The sequence below is a fragment of the Alteromonas infernus genome (genome assembly GCF_902705815.1).
In genome coordinates this window covers 1-22,785 of record NZ_CACSIG010000028.1, presented here as the reverse complement: position 1 = coordinate 22,785, position 22,785 = coordinate 1, and the positions used below count along the sequence as shown (strand labels likewise).

18 protein-coding genes are annotated in these 22,785 nt (G+C 44.0%); 7 read left to right on the top strand and 11 right to left on the bottom strand.

The genetic code is table 11. The features are described from left to right. Nucleotides 1–2 precede the first annotated feature (2 nt). Nucleotides 3–944 (top strand): ketopantoate reductase family protein, encoded by a 942-nt coding sequence (locus tag ACX5J7_RS07275; RefSeq protein WP_474115623.1) that lies wholly within the window; start codon nucleotides 3–5, stop codon nucleotides 942–944. A 100-nt stretch (nucleotides 945–1,044) separates the two neighbouring features. Here ACX5J7_RS07275 and lysS read toward each other — a convergent pair whose 3' ends face one another. Together lysS and prfB are read right to left on the bottom strand one after the other, a co-directional pair. Continuing rightward, nucleotides 1,045–2,613, bottom strand: a complete 1,569-nt coding sequence (gene lysS, locus ACX5J7_RS07270; RefSeq protein WP_012517778.1) for a lysine--tRNA ligase — start codon at nucleotides 2,611–2,613, stop codon at nucleotides 1,045–1,047. A 23-nt stretch (nucleotides 2,614–2,636) separates the two neighbouring features. Next, nucleotides 2,637–3,735, bottom strand: a protein-coding gene (gene prfB / locus ACX5J7_RS07265; protein ID WP_141153572.1) for a peptide chain release factor 2 whose coding sequence is annotated in 2 segments (ribosomal slippage) — nucleotides 2,637–3,659 and nucleotides 3,661–3,735 — 1,098 coding nt in all. Because the reading frame shifts where the segments join, the coding sequence is not laid out codon by codon here. 335 nt (nucleotides 3,736–4,070) lie between these two features. Between prfB and ACX5J7_RS07260 the strand changes: the two genes are divergently transcribed. The 3 genes from ACX5J7_RS07260 to ACX5J7_RS07250 all read left to right on the top strand — a co-directional run bounded on the left by ACX5J7_RS07260 (nucleotide 4,071) and on the right by ACX5J7_RS07250 (nucleotide 6,913). After that, nucleotides 4,071–4,289, top strand: coding sequence for a hypothetical protein (locus ACX5J7_RS07260; RefSeq protein WP_012517776.1), 219 nt, complete (start codon nucleotides 4,071–4,073; stop codon nucleotides 4,287–4,289). Nucleotides 4,290–4,694: 405 nt separating this feature from the next. After that, nucleotides 4,695–5,753: a flavin reductase family protein gene (locus tag ACX5J7_RS07255; protein WP_485165839.1), complete on the top strand. Its 1,059-nt coding sequence runs from the start codon at nucleotides 4,695–4,697 to the stop codon at nucleotides 5,751–5,753. Beyond that, nucleotides 5,750–6,913 carry a fatty acid desaturase family protein gene (locus tag ACX5J7_RS07250; RefSeq protein WP_498706640.1) on the top strand — a complete coding sequence of 388 codons (1,164 nt, stop codon included), beginning with the start codon at nucleotides 5,750–5,752 and terminating at the stop codon, nucleotides 6,911–6,913. The genes ACX5J7_RS07255 and ACX5J7_RS07250 overlap by 4 nt, the downstream gene beginning before the upstream one ends. On the opposite strand, the gene ACX5J7_RS07245 is transcribed toward ACX5J7_RS07250, so the two are convergent. Together ACX5J7_RS07245 and ACX5J7_RS07240 are read right to left on the bottom strand one after the other, a co-directional pair. Beyond that, nucleotides 6,891–7,328, bottom strand: coding sequence for a DUF2177 family protein (locus ACX5J7_RS07245; RefSeq protein ID WP_485165559.1), 438 nt, complete (start codon nucleotides 7,326–7,328; stop codon nucleotides 6,891–6,893). The two genes, ACX5J7_RS07250 and ACX5J7_RS07245, sit on opposite strands and share 23 nt — an antisense overlap. 114 nt (nucleotides 7,329–7,442) lie before the next feature. Next, the gene (locus tag ACX5J7_RS07240; RefSeq protein WP_498706638.1) at nucleotides 7,443–7,901 is read right to left on the bottom strand and encodes a hypothetical protein; all 459 of its coding nucleotides are present in this window, start codon (nucleotides 7,899–7,901) and stop codon (nucleotides 7,443–7,445) included. 263 nt (nucleotides 7,902–8,164) lie between these two features. On the opposite strand from ACX5J7_RS07240, the gene ACX5J7_RS07235 reads away from it, so the two are divergent. Then, nucleotides 8,165–9,043 (top strand): DUF417 family protein, encoded by an 879-nt coding sequence (locus tag ACX5J7_RS07235; protein WP_498706636.1) that lies wholly within the window; start codon nucleotides 8,165–8,167, stop codon nucleotides 9,041–9,043. A 61-nt stretch (nucleotides 9,044–9,104) separates the two neighbouring features. On the opposite strand, the gene ACX5J7_RS07230 is transcribed toward ACX5J7_RS07235, so the two are convergent. After that, nucleotides 9,105–11,963: a ligand-binding sensor domain-containing diguanylate cyclase gene (locus tag ACX5J7_RS07230; protein WP_498706651.1), complete on the bottom strand. Its 2,859-nt coding sequence runs from the start codon at nucleotides 11,961–11,963 to the stop codon at nucleotides 9,105–9,107. Nucleotides 11,964–12,065: 102 nt separating this feature from the next. Beyond that, entirely contained in the window at nucleotides 12,066–13,280 is a 1,215-nt protein-coding gene (locus ACX5J7_RS07225) for an endonuclease/exonuclease/phosphatase family protein (protein WP_498706634.1), read from the bottom strand. A 411-nt stretch (nucleotides 13,281–13,691) separates the two neighbouring features. Here ACX5J7_RS07225 and ACX5J7_RS07220 point away from each other — a divergent pair, with 411 nt between their 5' ends. Both ACX5J7_RS07220 and ACX5J7_RS07215 read left to right on the top strand, forming a co-directional pair. Further along, nucleotides 13,692–14,747 carry a PLP-dependent cysteine synthase family protein gene (locus tag ACX5J7_RS07220; protein ID WP_278385363.1) on the top strand — a complete coding sequence of 352 codons (1,056 nt, stop codon included), beginning with the start codon at nucleotides 13,692–13,694 and terminating at the stop codon, nucleotides 14,745–14,747. A gap of 144 nt (nucleotides 14,748–14,891) precedes the next feature. Then, a complete protein-coding gene (locus tag ACX5J7_RS07215; protein ID WP_498706633.1) occupies nucleotides 14,892–16,052 on the top strand; it encodes a DUF2891 domain-containing protein in 1,161 nt (386 codons plus the stop codon). A 42-nt stretch (nucleotides 16,053–16,094) separates the two neighbouring features. On the opposite strand, the gene ACX5J7_RS07210 is transcribed toward ACX5J7_RS07215, so the two are convergent. The 5 genes from ACX5J7_RS07210 to ACX5J7_RS07190 form a co-directional block, all read right to left on the bottom strand. Then, nucleotides 16,095–20,756, bottom strand: coding sequence for an EAL domain-containing protein (locus ACX5J7_RS07210; protein ID WP_498706632.1), 4,662 nt, complete (start codon nucleotides 20,754–20,756; stop codon nucleotides 16,095–16,097). A gap of 279 nt (nucleotides 20,757–21,035) precedes the next feature. Then, on the bottom strand, nucleotides 21,036–21,239 hold the full coding sequence (locus tag ACX5J7_RS07205) for a hypothetical protein (protein WP_071958797.1): 204 nt from the start codon (nucleotides 21,237–21,239) through the stop codon (nucleotides 21,036–21,038). 65 nt (nucleotides 21,240–21,304) lie between these two features. Beyond that, nucleotides 21,305–21,460: a hypothetical protein gene (locus ACX5J7_RS07200; protein WP_278385371.1), complete on the bottom strand. Its 156-nt coding sequence runs from the start codon at nucleotides 21,458–21,460 to the stop codon at nucleotides 21,305–21,307. A gap of 11 nt (nucleotides 21,461–21,471) precedes the next feature. Further along, nucleotides 21,472–21,642: a hypothetical protein gene (locus ACX5J7_RS07195; RefSeq protein WP_168134702.1), complete on the bottom strand. Its 171-nt coding sequence runs from the start codon at nucleotides 21,640–21,642 to the stop codon at nucleotides 21,472–21,474. 304 nt (nucleotides 21,643–21,946) lie between these two features. Next, nucleotides 21,947–22,513 (bottom strand): NADPH-dependent FMN reductase, encoded by a 567-nt coding sequence (locus ACX5J7_RS07190; protein ID WP_278385376.1) that lies wholly within the window; start codon nucleotides 22,511–22,513, stop codon nucleotides 21,947–21,949. Nucleotides 22,514–22,785 lie beyond the last annotated feature (272 nt).

Below are 22,785 nucleotides of genomic sequence, written 5' to 3'. Positions count from 1 at the left end.
CCGTGAAAAAGCTTCATATTGTTGGCGGTGGCGCTATTGGAAGCTTAGTTGCCGCAGGGGCACAAAAAAACGGTATTGGTAATGCCTGCTATCCGCGAAATATAGTCGCGATGCCAACTGAGGCTTTATGGCAAGATGGCGGTAGTACTATGCTTCAGCCGCCTTTAAACACACCAACGGTGCTAGATAACAGCGACGTATTGGTATTTCCTCTTAAGGTATATCAACTGCAACAAGCCATTACGCAGTGGCTTCCCTATCTTGAAAACACTCCAACTATTGTATTGCTTCACAATGGCATGGGCGGGCTTGAAACTGCACGCTCATTATTGCCTGATGACTACCCCATTCTACTTGCCACCACCAGCCACGGTGCGTTAAAAGAAACGACGTCGTCTGGAAAAATACAGGTCAGGCATACGGGGCTTGGCGCTACCCAAATTGGGCTAGCCAAAGCAACACACAGATTACCAGCCACATTGTCTGCGTTGACCCAGACTTACCCACTACAGGCCAACGCAATAGCCCTATTAGAACGTGCACTGCCGCCTGTGCATTATCAAGCAAATATCCTTACCTCACTTTGGACAAAATTATCGATTAACGCCGTCATCAACCCACTAACGGCGCTAAATAATATGCAAAACAAACGCATTGCCGAGGCGGCGTTTGCCGAGACTCGCCACGCAATTTGCCATGAGTTTACTTCAGTGGCGAACGCCTATGGGTATGATTTCAATGAAGATGATGTACATGAGAAAGTATTAGCCGTTGCTAAAGCAACTGGCGAAAACTATTCAAGTATGCATCAAGACGTGCTTTATGGCAGGCAAACAGAAATAGACGCCATTAACGGTTACATAGTGGAAATGGCAAAGAAAAAGGGTATCCCCGTTCCCGAGAACACCCTTTTGGTAGAGCGTGTTAAAGCGCTTAGCTTGTAAAAGAGCTAGCGCTTAAAAGCATTTGAGCTTAGAACACTAGCCTTTAAGCGAAGAGCTGACCTACTTATATACAAGCAGGCCACGCGGCTCCTTTTTTCTATTACGCTTGCTCACCAGCTTCTTGCGCGTCTTTCGGCGCTTGAGGCTTCATATGTGGGAACAAGATAACGTCTTTGATAGTTGAGCTATCGGTAAATAGCATAGCTAGGCGGTCGATACCAATACCCTCACCCGCTGTTGGCGGTAAGCCGTACTCAAGTGCACGAATATAGTCATCGTCAAAGTGCATGGCTTCATCATCGCCCGCGTCTTTTTCTTCAACTTGCTTTGCAAAACGTTCAGCTTGGTCTTCTGGGTCGTTAAGCTCGCTAAAGCCGTTGGCTAATTCACGTCCGCCTACGAAGAACTCGAAACGGTCGGTAATGAACGGGTTGTTGTCATTACGACGTGCTAGCGGCGATACTTCCCAAGGGTATTCAGTGATAAACGTAGGTTGTTCAAGCTTCTCTTCAGCTGTTGCTTCGAAGATTTCGCACAGGTATTTACCCGCGCCCCAAATACCGTCAACTTCAGGCTCTTTGATATGAAGCTGCTTTGCCATCGCTTTAAGCGAATCTAGGTTCGCTTCTGGGTCGCGAATAGCGGCTTCATCAGCTTCAGGCCAGTATTTAAGAATCGCCTCGCCCATGCTCAAACGGTCGAACGGCTTACCAAAGTCATACTCTACTTCAGACGTTACGTTACCTTCAGCGTCTTTCGTTGTGTTCTTGATAATGCTTGTACCAAGAATGTCTTCCGCCAAGGTGCGCAGCATATCTTCAGTAAGGTTCATCAAGTCGTTGTAGTCCGCATACGCTTGGTAGAATTCAAGCATAGTGAATTCTGGGTTGTGGCGCGTTGATAAGCCTTCGTTACGGAAGTTACGGTTAATTTCGAACACACGCTCAAAACCACCAACTACTAAGCGCTTAAGGTATAACTCTGGCGCAATACGCAGGTACATGTCGATATCTAGCGCATTGTGGTGGGTGACAAACGGCTTCGCCGTCGCGCCACCTGGAATAACCTGTAGCATCGGCGTTTCTACTTCTAGGTAGTCACGTTCGGTCAGGTAATTGCGAATACCGTTTACGATTTTGCTACGGATCATGAACGTTTTGCGCGTTTGCTCACTTGTGATCAAGTCAACATAACGCTGGCGATATTTAGTTTCCTGGTCGCTCAAACCGTGAAATTTTTCTGGCAACGGGCGAAGTGCTTTGGTTAGCAGCTCGTATTGCTCCATGTTTACGTAAAGGTCGCCTTTACCTGACTTGTGCAGGTCGCCCGCTACGCCAATGATGTCACCAATATCTAGCGCACCGTATTTTGCTTTAAGTGCTTTTTGCGTGTCTTTGTCTGCGTAAGCTTGAATACGGCCTGTCATGTCTTGAAGCAACATGAAAGGACCACGCTTTGCCATAATACGGCCAGCAATGCTTACCTTGTTGCCCTGCTCTTGCAAGGTTTCTTTGTCGAATTCACCGAACTTAGCTTGCAGCTCATCCGCATAGTTTTCACGACGGAAGCTGTTTGGGAAACCGTTGGCACGGCACTGCTCGCGAATAGCGCTCAATTTGGCACGGCGCTCTGCAATCAATTTGTTATCGTCTGTTTGTTGGTCAGTCATAACCTTTCACTTCGTTGTTCGGTTTACAGCCCAGATTTTAGGCTAGCTTCAATAAATTTGTCCAAGTCGCCATCTAGCACGGCTTGAGTGTTACGCGTTTCCACGCCGGTGCGCAAGTCTTTAATGCGAGAGTCATCCAATACATACGAACGTATCTGACTTCCCCAGCCGATATCTGACTTGCTGTCTTCCATCGCTTGTTTTTCGGCGTTTTGTTTTTGCAGTTCAAACTCATAAAGTTTGGCTTTCAACTGCTTCATCGCCTGATCTTTATTTTTGTGCTGCGAGCGATCGTTCTGACACTGCACTACAATGCCCGTTGGCTCGTGGGTAATACGTACCGCAGAGTCCGTTCTGTTTACGTGCTGACCACCCGCGCCAGATGCACGGTAAGTATCAATACGCAAATCAGACGGGTTAATATCAATATCAATATCATCGTCGATTTCTGGGTATACAAACGCCGATGAGAACGACGTATGACGGCGGTTACCCGAATCAAACGGTGACTTACGAACCAAACGGTGCACACCCGTTTCTGTGCGTAGCCAACCAAACGCGTACTCCCCCTGAATACGTAGGGTCGCACTTTTTATACCGGCCACATCACCGTCTGATACTTCAATCAGCTCAGTTTTAAAGCCATGGGCTTCGCCCCAACGCAAATACATACGTAACAGCATATTGGCCCAATCTTGCGCCTCTGTACCGCCAGAGCCCGACTGAATATCAATATAGCAGTCGTTTTCATCATTCGGGCCAGAAAACATACGGCGAAATTCAAGCACTTCTAGTTGCTCAATTAAGCCTTCAAGTTCACTTTGGGCCTCAACGAATGTGTCTTCATCTTCGGCTTCAACAGCCAACTCCACAAGACCTTCAACGTCTTCTGTGCCTTGGTCGAGTTTATGGATCGTTTCAACGATTTGCTCTAGGGCTACTTTCTCTTTGCCAAGCGCCTGCGCTCTGTCTGGCTCGTTCCAAACATCAGGGCTTTCTAATTCTCGGCTAACTTCTTCTAAACGCTCTGACTTTGCATCAAAGTCAAAGATACCCCCTAAGCGCGTCGGTGCGCTCGCGGATATCTTTTATCGCATTCGTAACGGGGTTTATTTCAAACATAGTCCGCTTATTTCGTTAAAAATTTAAGACCGCGGATAGTACCGAATTTGAAGGAATTTTGATAGGGGTTGGCGCAAATATTGCGACACTGTTTTACGTGAGCCTATGTGCATTTTTCGACCACTTCCGATGAGGTGAACAATTTTACCGTTCAGTGGCGCCCAACACGCATTGGTTAAACGGTCAGAGCCCATAAGAATAAACTTATAAAGCATTTAACGCTTCGTTGCATCTTAACTTAGTGCACTGGTTTAGCACATTCTCGCTTTCCTCAAGGGTGCAGTGCAAACTTTACCGTCGTTATGAACGACAAGTGGAAAAATAATAGGAAAAGTATGTCGTTAAATAATTTGTCTTATGCTGTTATCGGAGTACTGCTTGGCCTCTTAGTATTGGCATTAGGCCAACTTGTTGACTGTCAAAATTTAGCCGGCGCAACCATGTCGTTACAATGCCCCAACGGCGCACCTATTTCAAAACTATGGCTGGTCACTTCAATGCTAATAGCGGGAAGTGGTATCGCCGCTTGGCTATTTCGAAACCGCAACTTCTAAGCGCGTTGTGATATTTCAATCGCATTGCAATCTGCCGAACGTAATTTAACTAAATACACTTACGTTTTTTCAATTACAAACTGCAGCGCGTATAGGTAGGTTACAGAGCGCATAAAGGAGGCGAGCCCCTTTATGCGCAGAGTGTTCACCTTGTTACGTTTACGGCTATTTAGCAAACGTATAATCCGTATAGCCTTTCTCACCGCCCACAAATCACTTTTGCATTTTTCGCAAAAGTATTAGCCCATTTCGACGACGTTACACCAAAAATTCACTATCACCTCTTGACGCAGAAAATTTTAAGCTTACACTTGTGCGCTGAATTAGCGTACAACTGTACGCTTAAATATTTCATCCTTTTTTGTATTGAAAATATTCCGACGTTAAATAGGTGTGATTTCTACATTGAGACTATTACTAGATAAATTTACTGATCGCATATTCCACCACGGCTCTTGGAAGGGCTATTGGGAAGTACTGATTCAGCAAATTAAACCCGCATGGCGCGATGGGTATTTCAGAGCCAGAGTTATAACAGTAAGCAGCTTAAGCACGGATATGCTCGAGGTGGTACTTAAGCCAGATAGTTCGTGGCCCACTCATACCGCGGGGCAACATATCGCGTTGACCATAGAGATTAATGGCAGGCTCACCACCCGCGTATTTACCATAGCAAGTGGTGCTAATACCTACCAAAGAGACAAGCAGATCCGCTTGGTGACTAAGGTAAAAGCCGAGGGCGCGCTAACGCCTTACCTTCATGCTTGTGTGCCTAATCAATGGGTAAATATCTCAGCCCCCAAAGGAGAGTTTGTATGGCCTAAGACAGAAAGGTCTCTACTTATGATTGCGGGCGGCTCGGGCATTACCCCTTTCATTGCCATGCTTGACGATGCTATTAACAATGCAGAGGTAAATCAAAAAGCAGTACATTTGCTTTATTTTGCCAAGCCCAATGAACACGTACTGCTTGAGGAGCTTTCAACTTTCAGCAAGCGCTGTGAAAGCTTCACCTATGATGTTTTAACTAAGCAAAAAGATGGGGACGTTGAAGCCCATTTGCCTTACTTTGCCGATGCCCACTGGTTAGTGTGTGGCCCACATGCCATGTTCGAGCAAGTAGAAACTTATGCAAAGACGATTAGCGCGCCTGTTTCAAGCGAGCATTTCGCTGCGCTGCCTGTGGTGAGCCACACCAGCCTTACCGAAAGCGAAACTTTCTCGTTGGTTCACAATGGCCAGTCTTTGACTATCGACAATCAGCAAACCCTACTTTCACAGCTTCAACAAGCAGAACAACCTGTGACCTATGGCTGTGGAATGGGAATTTGTCACCAGTGCCAATGTGTTAAGAAAAGGGGCGTGGTAAGAGATACCCGTACTGGCGAACTTTCAGATAGTGCAGAGCAACTTATCCAATTATGTGTGTCACAAGCTGTTACCGATTTGGAGATCCAACTATGACCACTAGCGTTACGATAGACACACAGCATCGTGAAGAAGTCACTGAGCAAGCACAGTTACCGGTGCACGAAACTCAGGAGATTCAAGTAGCTCAGCCAAAGAGCAATGGAAAAAAGCCTAACTACGAGTTACTCGCTGCTCAGTTTGATGAAATTAAGGCCGACATAAAACGAAAAGTGGGGACAGAAGATGCCTCCTATATTAGACGCATCATTCTTATACAGCGAATTTGCGAGTGGAGTGGACGCATACTACTCATGTTGGGGTTCATTCAACCGCTGCTTTGGGTTGCCGGCGTATTGAGTTTAGCTACGGCTAAAATTCTCGATAATATGGAAATAGGCCACAACGTGATGCACGGTCAATATGACTGGATGAATGATAAACATATAAACTCTAGACGCTACGAGTGGGATATTGCTTGTGACGGTTCGAGCTGGAATCGAGTCCATAATTACGAGCATCACACCTATACCAATATTATTGGTAAAGACAGAGACTTTGGCTACGGCTTGCTTCGCCTATCTAACGATTTCAGATGGCGTGTAAAAAACCTATGGCAGTTCGCGACTTATATCGTACTTAGCGTATTGTTTCAGTGGGGCGTGTCGTATCACGAGATGGCCGCTGAGCGCGTATTTTTTGGTAAGAAGAAAGACAACCGCAAGAACCAGGTTACCCATAGTGAGCTTAAGAAGCGCTTTTTCAGCAAAGGGGCGCGTCAATTAGTAAAAGACTATGTGCTATTTCCTTTGATAGCTGGCCCCCTATTTTTATGGGTACTTGCAGGCAACCTTGTTGCCAACTTACTGCGCAATTTGTGGACGTCGACCATCATCTTCTGTGGTCATTTCACTGGCGATGTAGAAACCTTCAAAGAAGAGGATTGCAAAAATGAGACTCGCGGTCAGTGGTACTATCGTCAGGCCCTGGGCTCATCGAACATCAAGGGCGGTAACCTGTTTCACGTACTGACTGGCCATTTAAGCTTTCAGATTGAGCACCATTTGTTCCCAGATATTCCTGCTAGGCGCTACAGAGAAATGGCCCCCAAGGTACAAGCCGTATTCAAACAGCACGGCATGCACTACAACACCGGCGGTTTTTGGAAACAATACGCCAGCGTGTTAAAGCGCATTATTCGCTACTCTTTCCCTTAACCAGTTGAAACCCTAACCAGCCGGCCATAGCGCTCGCGCTGGTTAGGCACGTGCCCCACGCCCAATCAATCAACATGATAAACAAAGTAAAACCTTCAATTATGCTGTACGCCGTTAAATTGTAGGCGCCATAACTGGCCAACCCTAGAAGCGCGCCATCAATACCCGCGTAAAGCAGCGATTTGTCTCTGTTAGCTACCACAGCAAGTACAAACACCACGCATCCATACATTAAGTAAAACACTACCCAAGGCCACGTGATGAACTGGCTTCTAAGCAGCGGTTCCATTTCACTTTGATACCAGCCATCCGCAATAACGCCAAGCCACATGAAGTCGAGCACGCCAACGCACACAAAGATTGCCAGTAACGACGCGACGATGTTTTTCGCAAAACGAATGATGTTGGAAAGCATTAAACCTATCCCTGTAAATGAGAAAATTGCCAATGTAAGTTATTTAAAATATGGATACGCGAGTGTTGCACAATTAGCGCATTGCCGATGGCGCGCGCTTCATTTAACGCTCGCTTAATCAACACAAAGGGTATGCTCCACAACGCCCTTTGAAACATAGGCTCTGCAGCCAAAAAGGTCGGTAGTTTCTAAACACACGCCACTGGCCTTTTGCCCTGCTTCTACCTGATTGTTTCCTGTAACACAAGCCACTTCGCAGTCGCTGCTGTCATTACACACATTACCGGCATCGTTTGCTGGGAGCACACAAGCATGCGCCTGCTGTCGGCCTACTTTCTTCCAGTTACCACCGTGTTTATCGCACACTTTTTCAGACTCAATGGAATAGGCCTGCTGCACCAAAGGCAATGAGGTATCAACGACTTGCTCTACTCTTTCGACGTCTTCAACACTCGCGATTGGCTCATCAATAGGTTCTGGGGGCTGAGCGCCACAAGCAGACAAGGCTGCACACACGCCTGCTATTAACCAGATCCTAAAACGCTTCTGTGCTCTACTGCTTGCTTGTTTCATTTTTTCTCTCAATTTATTTTACTTTTTAAACCACTACTATTTAAAAGCCAAACTATTTAAGCCCCACATTACTTAAGACCTAATTTATTTAAGACCGCTGCTACTTATGACAACCGCTATTAGATAAGTTCTTATTTTGTCGATAAATCCTTATTTGCTTATTGCGCTATGCCTAATAAATTATCAAACCTATGAAATTTTAGTGCTGCCTCGACGGGTCTCTACATACACTTCGCAAAACTAGCAGTATTTACGGACGCTTTATGACACTAAACCAAACCGAAAACATGGTCACCGCATTGCTCACTTTTAGCTTCGCAGTTCTTGGCCTAACATTTTTATTGGGTGCAAACCCCAATGCACTTATCGCTACATTTAGTTTCTACTCGTTAGACACTGTGTTGAGCGAGAGTGCCCTTGGTGCTTTCTCTGGTATCGCGTTGCTGTTGCTACCGTTAATAACCATTGCAGCACGTTTTAACCTTGTTTCAGCAAAAGCAGTAACACTATGTGCCGCTTTTGTCACTGCCGTTCCATTGCTGACGTTATTATCACCAACCAGATGGATGGCCGATTTAGGGGGCTTCCCGATTATTGGCAGCGGTCAAGGCATCATCAAGTACTTCGCAGTATTACCGCTTTTCCTATTCTTGTTTTATCGCGAAAAATTTTCGCACAAGCAACTGACATACTTCAACTTTGCTCCTGTAGCCATGGTCTTATTATGGATAGGAGGCATGAAGTTTTTCGAGTTTGAAGCTAATGCAATTGTGGGGCTAGTTGAAACATCACCGTTTATGTCGTGGCTATACGCTGTGTTTAGCGTTCAAGGGGCATCGAATGTAATTGGTGGGTTTGATGTCCTCTTTGCACTGCTATTGGGTGCGGGCATCTTTACTAAAAACAAGCCGGTGATCATTGCGAGCGGACTGGCTTGTTTATCGGTTTTTCTGATGACACAAACGTTTTTGTTTACTGTGCCGGATACCTTTAACAGCACGACTATCGTCAACCGCCTAGGTCAGTTCGTTATTAAAGACCTTTGGTTTGTCGCTAATCTTGCTGTGGTGGCTTACTTTACGCTGTTCGAGGCAGATTCACGAGAACGCGAAGAAGCGCAGTTGGGCCAATCGCTACAGTAAGGCTTTACGGCAAAGTCAGGTTAAAGATGTTGTAGTAATTAACCACTACCTCACTTATCGTTTATTCGAAAATAGTCACTTGGTTGCGGCCATTTTCTTTTGCAGTGTAAAGTGCTTGGTCGGCATGGGTTAACATTCTGTCGTGATCTCTCGCCCCATCTGCACTTGCTACACCAATACTGATTGTGACTTTCAGCGTTTGCGCTATAAAACTGAAATCATGTGCTGCCACGATTTTTCGAACATGATCCATAGCTATCCTTGCATTTACCATGTCATATTCGGGTAACAACACAGTAAACTCTTCGCCGCCCCACCTTGCACATTTAGCATATTGCGGAACTTCGCGATTTAATATACGGGCCACCTCAGTAATGACTTTATCTCCAACTAAGTGAGAGTACTGATCATTTACCTGTTTGAAATGGTCGATATCAATAACGGCAAGACATAGAGGAGTTTGTTTCGCTTTAGCCTCTTCAAAATATTGTACAAGCCAGCTGTCGAATGCTCGTCTATTTGCAATGCCGGTTAGATCATCGTGAGTTGCTTGGAACTCGAACCGCTTGGTTTGTAATTCTAATGATCTGGTTTGTTCATCGACCCTTTGTTTTAAAATCATTTCTGATTTTTTCAAGTGATGAAAACGTACTTTATAAAGTGCATAGATAACAAAACAGAAGAAAAGAAAAACCGAGAATTTAAAAGCAAATGTCTGATAAATACTGGGTAGCACGCGAATAGAAAATGGTGACGTAATCTCTTGCCAGGGACCACCAATATAACGAGCACGTACTTTAAACTGATAACGACCAGGTGCTAAATTAGTGTATTCAGTCATTCTAAATTGATGACGGTTAACCCAATCTTGGTCATATCCTACTAACATAGCCTGATACTCTATACGCGAAGGCATAGCGAAACCCAACCCTGCATACTGAAACGCAACTCGCGTGGTTAACGGCGTTACGTCTACTTCCCTTTTATCCGTATCAAATTGCTGGTCAGCACCGTCCAGTAGTACCGCCTCTATACTTACCGGAATAGGGAATTCACTTAACATGGCAAGGTTTGCAGGCGTTACTGTGGCAAGCCCTTTCGCAGTAGGAAGCCAAACATTTCCGTCTACATCGACAAACTGAGATGGCTGTGACCCACCATTGATTTGAATACTCGCCAGGCCATTTTCTTCCTTAAAATGCTCAAATTCCAATAATGCACTTGGATGTATCAGACACTCCTTAAGACTTGATAGTGAAGTGAGAATGACCCCTTGGTTTGAACTTAGCCATACACCGCTGTTGTGATCTATACCGATCGAAAACAGTTTATCTACGGGAAGCCCCTGCGACTTTTCGATTACACTAAGTGCCTTAGTAGCATTGTCAAAATACGCAAGACCTCGATCGGTTGTAATCCAAGTTCCCTTTTCAACAACGCTAAAACTGAACGCGTGCTGCGCATCTGAATGTTCAGGAAACGAAACTACGTGCACAATACCCTGTTGGATATAGGCGAGCCCTATCCCTGTAGCAATCCAGATTCGTCCTTCACGATCTTCTGCCAAGCCCATCGAAAAATGGGCAGGTAGCCCATTTTGTTCATTGAAATGGCTTAGCTTTCCATCTGGCGTTTGTTGAACTACACCTTGCGCCGTGGCATACCAAACACTGTCATCACTCGCTAAAAGAATGGCTCTTACTTCATTACTCGGTAACCCTAAATGTCTATTGAGGTAAGGAGTAAGTTGGTCATTTTCATATCGCAGCACACCTTTTGTATAGGTGCCAACTAACGTTACCTCTTCAGTTACTGCTGCCAAACTGAGTACAGAAAAAGCTTCCCCCGTAGTGAGCGATGCGCTGGAAAACGCATCATTGGAAAATATATCTAATCCAGCACTTCCACCTGATAAAAGTTTGCCATCAGACGTTTGCAAAACAGTTCGCAAAAAGTCTCCACTCATTCCTTGGCTTTGCGAGAATGTGGTAAATAGCGCACGACGCAGCCTAAACAAACCACCATTAGTGCCAATCCAGATATTTTTTTCCAAATCTTCAAGCAGTGAAAAAACGCGGTTATTGGGAAGACCTGCTGTCGCATCCAGTTTTTCTAGACCTAAGTCACTTAGACGATAAAGGCCATGATTGATGGTGCCTACCCAAATGCTATTTTGATGATCAAGCAAAATACTACTAATTGATTTGTCGGCAAGTGAGCTGTGAAGTAGCGCAAAGGTACCGTTTTTTTGCTGCCAAACACCGTGTTCTGTGCCAACTAAAACACGTTTTTTGCTATCAAGAGCGAGAGTAAATGATGGACCAGAGAGTATGTTGTGGTCGGGTACAGCTAGCTGAAATTTATCGTTTATATATTTGAACAAGCCTTGATTTGTTGCAAACCAGATTACGCCAAATCCGTCTTCGATTATGCGGTAAGCACTCGAATTTACAATGTATTCTTTTTGCGTGCCGTCAGGCGTTCTCATTGCAATCCCCGTGTCTTCCAGCGCAAACCACAACACGTTATTACTGTCTCTAAATGCATGATTAACCATTGAAGACAGGGGCGCTTGAGCATGCCACTGCTCTGCGATAAGCGACGTTACACCGCCTCGGTTTCCTGCCACAAGTAGCTCGTCGCGCGGCTTGTTGTAATACAAGCTTCGAATGCCGGAGTCTGGTAATCCTGTTTGCGCGCCGCGGGTAAATACAGTGAACTGCTGACCATTAAACCGAGCAACACCTTCCCAAGTACCCGCCCATAGATACCCATTGGACGTTTGTGCTAATGCGTGAATACTATTGTGAGGAAGCCCGTCTTTCGTTCCCCACGATTGAGGGAAATACCGGTTGAGCGGCATGAGCTGAGAAGACTCTACCGAAAAGCCATCTATGGGTATCACCCACAGCAAACACATCACAAAAGTGAGAGACACAAACTTCAATGGCTTCTCGGTACGTTATTAGATAGACGGTGTAATAATACCTCTATCTATTAACTAACACAAAAATTGTGGTTTTTAGTTATCGTCGGTCAACGACAAGCTAATCCAAACTAACCTGTGATCTGAGCTGGCTTCGCGGTCTTTAACTAATCGATATAGGTCACTGGTTTTTGCAGGCCAGAAAACGCCAGCATCGTTCACATCGAAGCCAAATCGAGATGGCAAAACATAGTCAGCTCTGGCTCCCCAATAGGCAGTAAAGCGGTTACTAAACTCTGCACCTGACGCGCCTGCACCGCCTGCGCTTGTTGGAATGATGTCATTATTAACTAACGGGTGCTCGGTCAACTGTTCAATAACACCCTCGCGATGTTTATCTCCAATATCCGCCGCATTAAAATCACCAACGAGTACAAAACGCGCGTTCTCTGACAGGCTGACTTTCTCGCCATTATCATCGTAGATGTAGGCTCCTTTATCCGGAGAAAGGTAATCTGCCATAAGCCTAATTTCGTCAAAGTTGCGCTTGCCGTTGCGATCCTCGCTTCCATCGAAATTAGGTGGTGTTGGATGCATAGCAAGTATGTGTACGGTTTTACCCGCTACTTTCACCGGCACATCCCAGTGAGACTTAGAACTCAACCTTAGCGCGGCCCACTCTTCTACGTCGTACCATGGCTTGCCCTTATCAGTACTTCCGCTCTCATCGGGAATAATAGGAACCTGTGGATGAGGCATGTGATGCCATTTAAACGTCTGAAAGGTGCGAATACCATCAACATCAATAGGGTATTTTGACAAAAGCGCCATGCCATATTGACCGGGATAAAGCCCAAAACCATAGGCATCGCCACCAAAACCTTCTGCTTTGCCATTATTGTCTAAGTCGAAGGTGGTGGGCTCGCCCGTGTTTACTGGCGCTACGTACGTGTAAGGGTAGTCAATCGGTTCAAGCCCTTGCTGAGAAACGTTCAGGTAGTTTTCTATAAAAGCCTCTACTCCTTTGCGTTTATCTGCAATGTAATCAAATTCATTGAGCAATAAAATATCAGGGTTAATACGCTGAATAATTTCAGCAATATTTTTAACTTGAGGGTGCTCACCTGTAGACAGAACATGCTGAAGTACTTTGTTGCTCGGCTTCGTGCCTAAGGCTTTGTAGTTAGTCGCCTCCATGCTTACGTTAAATGTAGCAACTTTTAGCATTTGCCCTTCTTTCGAATAAGCCAACGTGGATACGCATAACGCGGGTAAAAGAGCTGTTGCAAAGAAAAGCGCCCTAATTTTCATGTTGCTACCTTTTAATAAAGTCGTTTGCTAACGATACCAATATAGATGAGGATTCTGAACTTTTTTGTACTGAAGAATAGCTAGGGTCTGTTTAGCGTTAGGTGCAATAAACGTTACCTAAAGTTACCTTCCTTTCGGCTATTTTTTTGCCTTTGTCTTCACAACCTTGAGTTAGCTTTAATCTCTCAAACTCTCGCGCTAGCATCATTTTAAAAAATTATTTTACCATTAAAACTATTAATGCAATGAAATTGCACAAAAAACACCATACAGTGGATTAATAGAATCAATTGCTCGTATTGTACTGATATTCTTTTTCTGACGTTTAGAGAGTACAGCTCCCATTAGACGTTAACTGTAGCGCGCATTTTCAATTGATGAGCAAGAATTTAATAGAAAGAGAGATGTGTTATGAAAAGCTGGGTTTCAAAAGCGATTAATACCATCAATGCAGATTATCAGCGCTCTGCAGACACCCATTTGATAAAACTTGAGCAAATAGCATTTCAAGGCATCGACATCTATCTTAAAGATGAAAGCACCCACCCTACGGGCAGCTTAAAACACCGTTTAGCCCGGTCGCTTTTTCTGTACGCCTTGTGTAATGGAAAAATTGTAGAGGGAACGACTGTGGTAGAGGCTTCATCAGGCAGCACCGCCGTGTCTGAAGCTTACTTTGCAAAAATGATTGGTGTGCCGTTTGTTGCCGTCATGCCTAAGTCTACCGCCCAGAGTAAAATAGCGCTTATTGAACGCTACGGTGGTCAGTGTCATTTCGTCGACTGCCCTACACAAATGCACTGCGAAGCCACCAAGGTAGCGAAAGAAATTAACGGCTACTTTATGGATCAGTTCCTTTACGCTGAGCGCGCTACAGACTGGCGCGGCAATAACAATATTGCTGAAAGTATTTTTGAGCAGATGAAAGCCGAGCCCCACCCTGTACCACACACCGTGGTTATGAGTGCAGGCACAGGCGGAACGTCAGCAACCATAGGCCGCTACATTCGCTACAAAGGCCTCTCTTCAAAACTCGTTGTAGTAGACCCAGAATTCAGTGTGTTTTTTGATAGCTTCAAAAATAAGGATCATACACTTACCGCTACCCGCGGAAGCCGCATAGAGGGGATTGGACGCCCTAAAGTGGAAGCCTCTTTTCAGCACGATGTTATAGACGACATGGTTGCGGTTCCCGACGCGGCCAGTATTGCTACTATGCATTGGTTAAACAATACCATGGGAATAAAAGCCGGCCCCTCTACCGGAACCAACTTATGGGGCGCGTTAAGTATTGCCAAACGAATGAATCAACAGGGTGAAGCGGGTTCAATAGTTACGCTTATGTGCGACAGCGGGGAAAGGTATGGCGACACTTATTACAATGCACAGTGGGTACTAAACAATATTGGTTGCACAAGTGCGTTTACTGACAAACTGGAAAGTATTCAAAGCTGCAGTTTAAATTAAGACAGCCTGTTTTACGCTGCGAACTGCTACTTAAAGTGCCGGCACGCTATATGTCGTGCAGCACTTTATTCAAATCACGGTTCACTATACATTGGCGATAGATTTGTAATAGATAAAGCTCACGAAGCCATAATGAAAATAAAGATGAAAATAAAGAACTTTGTTCGCCGCAGTGTGGCGTTAACTGCACTATTGGCTACCCACAACGCCTTTGCTACTAATGCACCGAACGCTGAAGGCGTTAGCACCAGCAGTACTAATACAGTTGCAAGTTCCTTAACAGGCACTTCTAACAACAACTACGAAAGCGTTTTTGCCAATCTTGCACTTCACTGCATTCACCAAGAGTTTCCGAATGTAGTAAAACACATGATGAATAGTGCCGACGACGTTAAAGCGCCTAATAAACTGTACCCGGCTTTTTATGGTTGTTTAGACTGGCATTCGTCAGTCCACGGCCATTGGCTTCTAGTGAGGATGCTAAACACAGCGCAAGACACTGTTGATAAAGATTTAATCATTAAGAAGCTTAACACCAGCTTTACGACAGAGAACATTCAAGGTGAACTAGCTAGCCTTAAGCGCGAGAATAATGCGTCATTTGAGCGCCCCTATGGCCTTGCTTGGTTTCTACAATTAACCGCGGAACTACGTCAATCATCAACTCCAGAAGCAAAGATCTGGTTGGACACGCTACTACCGCTTGAAGAAGAAATTGTGGCGAGAGTAAGTGCCTGGCTACCCAAACTGGCTTATCCAATCCGAACCGGTGAACACAGTCAAACCGCCTTTGCTTTTGGCTTAATGTTAGACTGGGCGAAAATATCAGGTAATAAAGAGTTTGAAGCACTGCTTACATCTAGAGTAAAAGAATATCACCAAGCTGATAAGCAATGCCCCCTAGCCTACGAGCCCTCAGGACAGGATTTTCTATCACCGTGTTTGGCCGAAGCCGACCTAATGCGCCGAGTAATGGCTAAGCATGAATACAGCCAATGGCTTTCAGCATTCTTTCCTAGCCTCACAGCTAGCACATCAAATTGGCTAGCGCCTGCGACTGTGACGGACAAAACGGATGGTAAGCTCGCTCACCTAGACGGGCTGAATATCAGCCGTGCGTGGATGATTGAAGGCATTATAAGCGCTTTACCAGACGATGACGCACGCTTAACGGTACTGAAGAAAACGCTAAAAGCGCACCGTGAAGCAGGACTTTCCGCTGTGTTTGATGATATGCACTACATGGGAAGTCACTGGCTTGGCAGTTTTGCTAGCTACTTGGAAACTCAGCGCGGATTGAAATAAAACACCTGACTATACACTTAACGCCACGCTGGCAAGCTACTACTAATTTAGTAACTTGCCAGTCGTTTTCATTGAATTTATTAAGCCTGATAGCTTTTCCGCTGCAACAGGTTTAGAGAAATAGAAGCCCTGCAAATATCTGCAGCCGTTTCGCTGAAAGAATTCAACCTGCTCCAAGGTCTCAATTCCTTCCGCCACGCATTCAATATTGAGACTTTCTGCCATACGTAATGTCGCTAGAATGATTGCTTCATTGTCACTATTAAGACCAATACCCTGAACAAAGCTCCTATCAATTTTTAGTACGTCAATAGGAAAATCTTTCAAATATTTTAACGACGAGTAACCAGTACCAAAGTCGTCCAGTGCTATGATAAACCCTTTGGCTTTCAGCGCTCCTATGACATGCATGGCACTGTCATAATCTTCCATCAAGGCGCTCTCTGTGATTTCAAAACAAATGTTTTCTGGTGAAAGACCATTTGATTGCAATAGCGCAACTATATCCCTTAATGAATACTCATTTATGAGGTGTTTTGCACTTAGATTGATTGATAAGTAGGCTCCGCTGTTTTCAGCATATAGCTTTTCATGAACCGGTAACGCACGCTCGATAAGTTGCATCGTCATTTCGGCTATCAAGCCAATGTTTTCCGCAACTGGAATGAAAATATCCGGTGAAATCATTTCTTCACCTTCTTTCCACCTCATCAACACCTCGACCCCCTCTACAGCACCTGTGGCACAGCACACAATGGGTTGATAGTAATTTGAAAAAGATTTGTTGAAACAAGCTTGTTTCAGTTTATTTTCTAATTGAAGTTTTGAACGCGCCTGCTCATTCATGTACTCGGTAAAGAACTGAAAATTATTACTACCGGACTCCTTAGCATGGTACATGGCAATATCGGCATTCTTTAGCAATTCTGTTGGAAGTTGCGCATCATCTGGATATAGCGAAATACCAATACTCGCCGACACGCTAACCTCTTGATTAGAAAGCGTAATAGGTTGCCCCAAGGCTTGTATAATATCATTAGCAATATGACCAAGATCCTGCACACTACCAACACTTTCTAGAAGAACCAAAAATTCATCCCCCCCAAGCCTTGCTACCGTGTCTGATTTTCTTATTAACTGTTCAAGACGTTTAGCAACCGTCACGAGAAGTTCGTCACCAGCCTCATGCCCAAGGCTATCGTTAACTTGCTTAAAGCGGTCTAAATCAATAAAGAATAATCCTATTTTACTCTGCTGCGATGCTGCTTGATAAAAAGCATGCTGCAGACGGTCAAGCAGAAGAGTCCGATTAGGCAAACCTGTCAAAGAGTCATAGTTTGCTAGCTGGACAAGCGCATTTTGTGCATCTTTCTGCTCTGTTATATCTGATAGTATTACTAGGTAGCGATCAATTTCTTGGTCATTACGCTCACTCGAAACTGCGGTTACTCTTATACTTACTGCGTAGCGCTGGTTTGTGAAACTGTTTATATAAGCTTCGCCACTCCAATGTTCGTTAGGGCCGAGCTTACGCATTTCCGCATATGCTTCATCGAGCTGCTGTTGCTGTCCACGATGTAAAAGGTCGAGCTCTTCTATTAGATTTGAGTCTTTGTTAATGCCAAGCGCGTCTTTGAAGGATTGATTAACAACGATCGGTTGCAAATTGTTATCAAAGATGACAACCCAGTCTCGTGTATATTGAAATGCTTCTCCAAATAGTCGCGCCTTGAATTCGGCATTCACCGACTCCGTTATATTCGAATAAGTGCCGACTAATCTTTTACAGTTGTCCGCTTTGTTATTTTCAACTAAGGAGCCTACGTCTCTGAACCATTGGTAATGACCGCCTTTCGCTTTCATGCGATAGCTGATATCGATACCTTTAGATTGTCCGTTAACCGCTTTCTCCCATTGCTCTAGGAAAGCAGTAATATCATGTTTATGAACCAGAGAAATATGCTCTCTAAACGAAAGCCTTGCTCCGGTATCTGCATACCCAAGATCATCTACAATACGCCCTTGAGTAATTTTGTCTGAGTCCTCATACCACGCCCAAACTTTGGTATTACTCGCAGTAAGCGCCATGGACAATCTGTTTTTATGCTTGAGAGCTTCTAAGTGCGCAGCGCGGAGCGCTTCACTGCTTTTTTTACGGCGAGTATAAATAGTTAAAGCAACCGCAAGGATAACAAAGGTATAAATTAAATAAGCTAAAGGCGATGCATAACTTGGATATGCCACCTTTATTTTCACGTTTGCGCGAGGGCCATAAGTGTTATTTACGGGGTCAATTCGACCAACACTAAATTCGTATTCACCAGGCTCTAACTGTGGGAATGTCACTTCAGTGGATTTGGTTGGGCGATATAGGACGGAAACGTCTCCCTTTAATTCATATTGATAGTAAGGAGACGACGTCTTCTTAAACCGCATATCAGAATAGTGAATAGTCAGGCCAACATCGTCATAATCTAATAACAAATATCTGTCGTTGAAGGTACCAATACCTAACTTCAATGGCTTACTCAATAAGCTTGCATCAGTAATATACGTAGGAGTGTCAACTGTATTTTTATCAGAGAATCTATCAGGAGAAAAAATAGAGAAACCTTTTTGCGAGCCAAAAACTATTTTCCCATCACTCATACCTAGTTTTGCCCCCCAGGAGAACTCGCTAGTAGCCAAGCCTTCTGTAGGACCATATTGCGATAATTTGATGGCTTCAGGATCGAGTTTAAGTATTCCTTGGTGACTACCAATCCAGATATCACCATTCTGATCTTTCTCTAAACTTACAACAAGGTTGGTAGGCAGTAAGTTACTCGTATCAAAAAAGTATTTTTGCTCATTAGTCTTTGCATCAATGCCATATAGCCCGTGACCTGGATAAGTAATCCACAAAATACCGTTATCATCTAAAATGGTATCAGTAGGATGGATAGCGTACTCCGATTGAGACTTTCTTGCTTGGTGTAATTTCTCTAAGTTTCCAGTTAGCGCATCAAAACGCCACAGCTCCCCTATCATTGCTATTAGTATTGCATTACCTTGCGTACCATGGTCTGGTAGAAATGTGTATAGCTGGTCATAATCTAGGTTAGACGAGAGTGTTTCAGAAAGGGATAGCTCCCCGTTACTATCATTAAAATTCCAAAACTTATTATCAGCAGCAACGATGTAATTGTTTTCCGAAATTCGGATTAAGTCGTAGGCCTTGCTTGAATTTAACAACTTATCTTGCTGGCTACCAAGTGGATAACGAACAGGGCGCTTATTGACTGTATCAAATTTGACAATGCCATCGTACGTGATCAGCCAAATCCGATCTTTTTCGGCGGGCCTAATCGCAAAAATAGACCCCGAGGAACTAACGGCTTTATCATCTTCGGTCACTAAAAACTGCTCTACTTTCCCTGTATCTCTATGATATAGGTTTAAACCATTATTAGTACCTACCCATAAGTTTTCGTCTTCGGCTTCACTAAAACTATAGACAGTATTATCACTTAACTTGTCGCTGCTTTTTCCATCGCCCATAACATTTTTAAACAGCATAGACTGAGGTGACCATAGCAATGCGCCTGACGTTCCAGTGGAAAGCCACACCTGCTTGTTAGATGTTATTGCCACTTTGTACAAATCGTCATCCGTTATTTGTAAACGTGAGTCTGACGGCCTAAATAAATGTGTTAACGCATTTGTAGACAGGTTGATAGTATGCAGGCCTTGGTCAGTCGACATGTAATAGAGTGAACCTTCAATAGGCTTAAGATCCCATATGTTTAAAGATTCAACAGTTTGCCTAGGTAGTGGCATATTTTCATCGTCTGTCACAAAGGCCATCAAGTCGGAAAGCTCAAACTGATAAAGCCCCTCAACAGTACCGAGCCAAAATTTCTTATTTTCATCAACGACGATCAGCTTAGTATTAATATTGTTTACGCTGGCCTTTTCTGAACTAATATGGTCAATTTTCTTGATATCGCCCGTCTGCAAATTCTTAGCATAAAGTCCCACAGAAGTGGCTATGAAGAGAACATCATCAGATAGATATATATAACGAATAACCTCATCACTTGAAATATCAGCGATAGATGAAAGGAGGTCAAAAACGGTTTCTTTTTTCTCTGTAACTAGATCAAACTTTATAATAACGTGGTCAAGTGCAATGTAGATAATGTTATCTGAAGCGGAGATAAAGTGGGAAGCATATTGATACCAGGAAGGTTGTTCCTTATAGGTAACATTTATTAACCGTTGTGACTTTCCTGTTTGTCGGTTGATGCGATAAATACCGCTACTGTAGGTGCTTACCCATAAATCACCTCTCTGATCTATAAATAATGTATATATACCATCATCAGCGAGCTCATTGTCGTGCCCTACATATTGCTTATTTTGATTACCGTCGAATCGATTCAGTCCCGCGTCTGTTGCTATCCACAACAGTCCTTCTTCATCAATAAGCATATCGTTCACGGTATTTTGGCTTAAGCCATTTTCAGTAGAAAGTACGCTGAAGGAAGGCGTTGTAACGACTGGTTTTGCAATTGAAGAGGGAAGAAATAAAAGGAACACAGTCAGCGTCACAAGAGATAATTGCGCTGCCAAAAAGAAAAAAGCGATGATTCGGGTCTGCGCTAGCATCAGTAAATGAAAACCTAAAAAGTCTGTTTTATCGAACAATTTTTCAAAGTGCACGAATATTAATTCAAAACACGAGAATAACAATTGTACTTTAGGTAGGTGACTATGTAACTGACAATTATTACAACGACTATTTAAAATTAACGCAAAAAAGATACAAGTTTTCTAGGGAACGAGCCACTAGCTTGGCAGCTTGGCTAGCTACTTGGAAACACAGGGTGGCGTAAAATAGATAAAAACTGCCTGAGAAGTATGACAAGAAAGCCGCTCTCGATTAAGCGGCTTTTTCAGCACGAGCATCAGGTTAATATAGAGGGTTCGAAATATAACACGTTAATTGATGTCGCCTGCATCCGGTGCTCTTACACTTGAGAGCTTCGCAAGCTTTTGAAGAATTGCGAGTAAAAGTAGGTTTTGAAACTCAGGCTCTGTTAAGAGCGAGAACCCTTCTTTTGAAATGATACTCTCAAAGAGAGAAATAATATTTATTGCCGCAAGAAACCAAAATGCTACGTGGCTGTAATTTTTCTTGTCCATGGTTATTTGCCTTGTCTATGCTTAAATAAAACTAAAGAAGCAGGCCTAAGCCTGCTCATTTAATATTAAGGAATTTCGGGCTCGTTCGCACCATCGTAGAAGCCATTGCCAAGTCCTCGACCGAAATCATAGGCAAGATCTACAAACGTCATGTAGGTCAATACGTGTTGCCAATAACCGCCGCTACATTGATTCAGTTCTTCTTGATTTAATTCTTCCATAAAATAATTCCTTAAGGTAGTACGAATTCAGCGACATCGTCTAACCAACGGTTCGACACCATTACATGGCTATAAAAATAGCCACCTGCATAGCCAGCACCGTAACCGATACTATACATAATATCGCCAACTACTCCTGCTCCGGCGACTTCATTGAGTTCGTTAACATTGAGTTCTTCCATAATAAAGCTCCTTTTTCAATTAAAGTGATGTGCCAATGCACTTAGCTAGACTATGACATGAAAGTATTATTGACGACTGGCCATGGGTTGGGTTTTACGCTGTTTTTTTTGACTAAAACTTATTTTCTAAGGTAGGCAATGAAGGGGCTTGATGGCGCTACCTGTTCCTCGTGTTGATTATTGCCACCTCAACCGGAACAATTTTAAAAGCATATTTGTTTAGGATGGATTCGAAATCTGCGTGATAGATTAGCTAGCTAGCTAGAGCTCCGACGGCTTACTCTAGCTACCCTAATCATATGTCTCACGCCAGTTTAACTGCCAACTCAGCGGTCTCTTTACCCAAATTCTTAAGTTGCTTTATCGTTTTTTCATCGGTAATTACGCCGTCTTCCACGAGCGTATTTACCTTTGCGATAGCTTTTTGATTTGGCAGCACCATAGTACCTAGGTTTTCAAGTAGCATTCTCAGTACCACCAGCACGCGCATGCCGCCTAGCCCACCAGCAGACGCAGCCATAATTCCAGCCACCTTACCGCGATATGCTTGTAATGGTTTTTCGCCTTCCCCCATGCGCGATGCCCAGTCGATGGCATTCTTTAGCAGTGCTGGATAGCTTGAGTTGTATTCTGGTGAAGCAATAAGAAAACCATCATGGCTCATTAGCAATTCTTTGAACGCCTGTGCTTTTTCAGGCATACCAAACTCGGCTTCCTCATCTTCATTAAACAACGGCATTTGAAAGTCAGCTAGGTCTATAACGGTAACCTCTGCTCCAGCCTCACGTGCGCCCTCTGCGGCAACTTTCATAATAGCTTGGTTGAATGAACCTTTACGGGTACTACCTGCAAATGCAAGGATCTTAGTCATTTGAATTTCCTGTCGTTAATTTAAGTAGTGTTCTAGTTGTCTGATTTATAGGAAGCTATCGCCCTATCGGTTCTAATCGAAATGTAATACCACTGTACCTGCGGTTACACGCCGCGATTACGAACATTTTAAATCTCGCTGAGTACGCAATAATCTATGCCCACTGGTATAAGGATCACGATTAGCGCAAACGAGCGTTGTAGGGTTGACGCTTATGTTTCGCATATCGAGTAGGGTGAGGCTTGCGCCTCATCCCTCTCACAGAACCGTAC

Bases quoted from the DNA above. Each gene is read 5' to 3' on its own strand.
- lysS (WP_012517778.1), bottom strand. From the start codon at position 2,613: ATGACTGACCAACAAACAGACGATAACAAATTGATTGCAGAGCGCCGT.
- ACX5J7_RS07260 (WP_012517776.1), top strand. From the start codon at position 4,071: ATGTCGTTAAATAATTTGTCTTATGCTGTTATCGGAGTACTGCTTGGC.
- ACX5J7_RS07250 (WP_498706640.1), top strand. From the start codon at position 5,750: ATGACCACTAGCGTTACGATAGACACACAGCATCGTGAAGAAGTCACT.
- ACX5J7_RS07245 (WP_485165559.1), bottom strand. From the start codon at position 7,328: ATGCTTTCCAACATCATTCGTTTTGCGAAAAACATCGTCGCGTCGTTA.
- ACX5J7_RS07240 (WP_498706638.1), bottom strand. From the start codon at position 7,901: ATGAAACAAGCAAGCAGTAGAGCACAGAAGCGTTTTAGGATCTGGTTA.
- ACX5J7_RS07235 (WP_498706636.1), top strand. From the start codon at position 8,165: ATGACACTAAACCAAACCGAAAACATGGTCACCGCATTGCTCACTTTT.
- ACX5J7_RS07230 (WP_498706651.1), bottom strand. From the start codon at position 11,963: ATGTGTTTGCTGTGGGTGATACCCATAGATGGCTTTTCGGTAGAGTCT.
- ACX5J7_RS07225 (WP_498706634.1), bottom strand. From the start codon at position 13,280: ATGAAAATTAGGGCGCTTTTCTTTGCAACAGCTCTTTTACCCGCGTTA.
- ACX5J7_RS07220 (WP_278385363.1), top strand. From the start codon at position 13,692: ATGAAAAGCTGGGTTTCAAAAGCGATTAATACCATCAATGCAGATTAT.
- ACX5J7_RS07215 (WP_498706633.1), top strand. From the start codon at position 14,892: ATGAAAATAAAGAACTTTGTTCGCCGCAGTGTGGCGTTAACTGCACTA.
- ACX5J7_RS07205 (WP_071958797.1), bottom strand. From the start codon at position 21,239: ATGGACAAGAAAAATTACAGCCACGTAGCATTTTGGTTTCTTGCGGCA.
- ACX5J7_RS07200 (WP_278385371.1), bottom strand. From the start codon at position 21,460: ATGGAAGAATTAAATCAAGAAGAACTGAATCAATGTAGCGGCGGTTAT.
- ACX5J7_RS07195 (WP_168134702.1), bottom strand. From the start codon at position 21,642: ATGGAAGAACTCAATGTTAACGAACTCAATGAAGTCGCCGGAGCAGGA.
- ACX5J7_RS07190 (WP_278385376.1), bottom strand. From the start codon at position 22,513: ATGACTAAGATCCTTGCATTTGCAGGTAGTACCCGTAAAGGTTCATTC.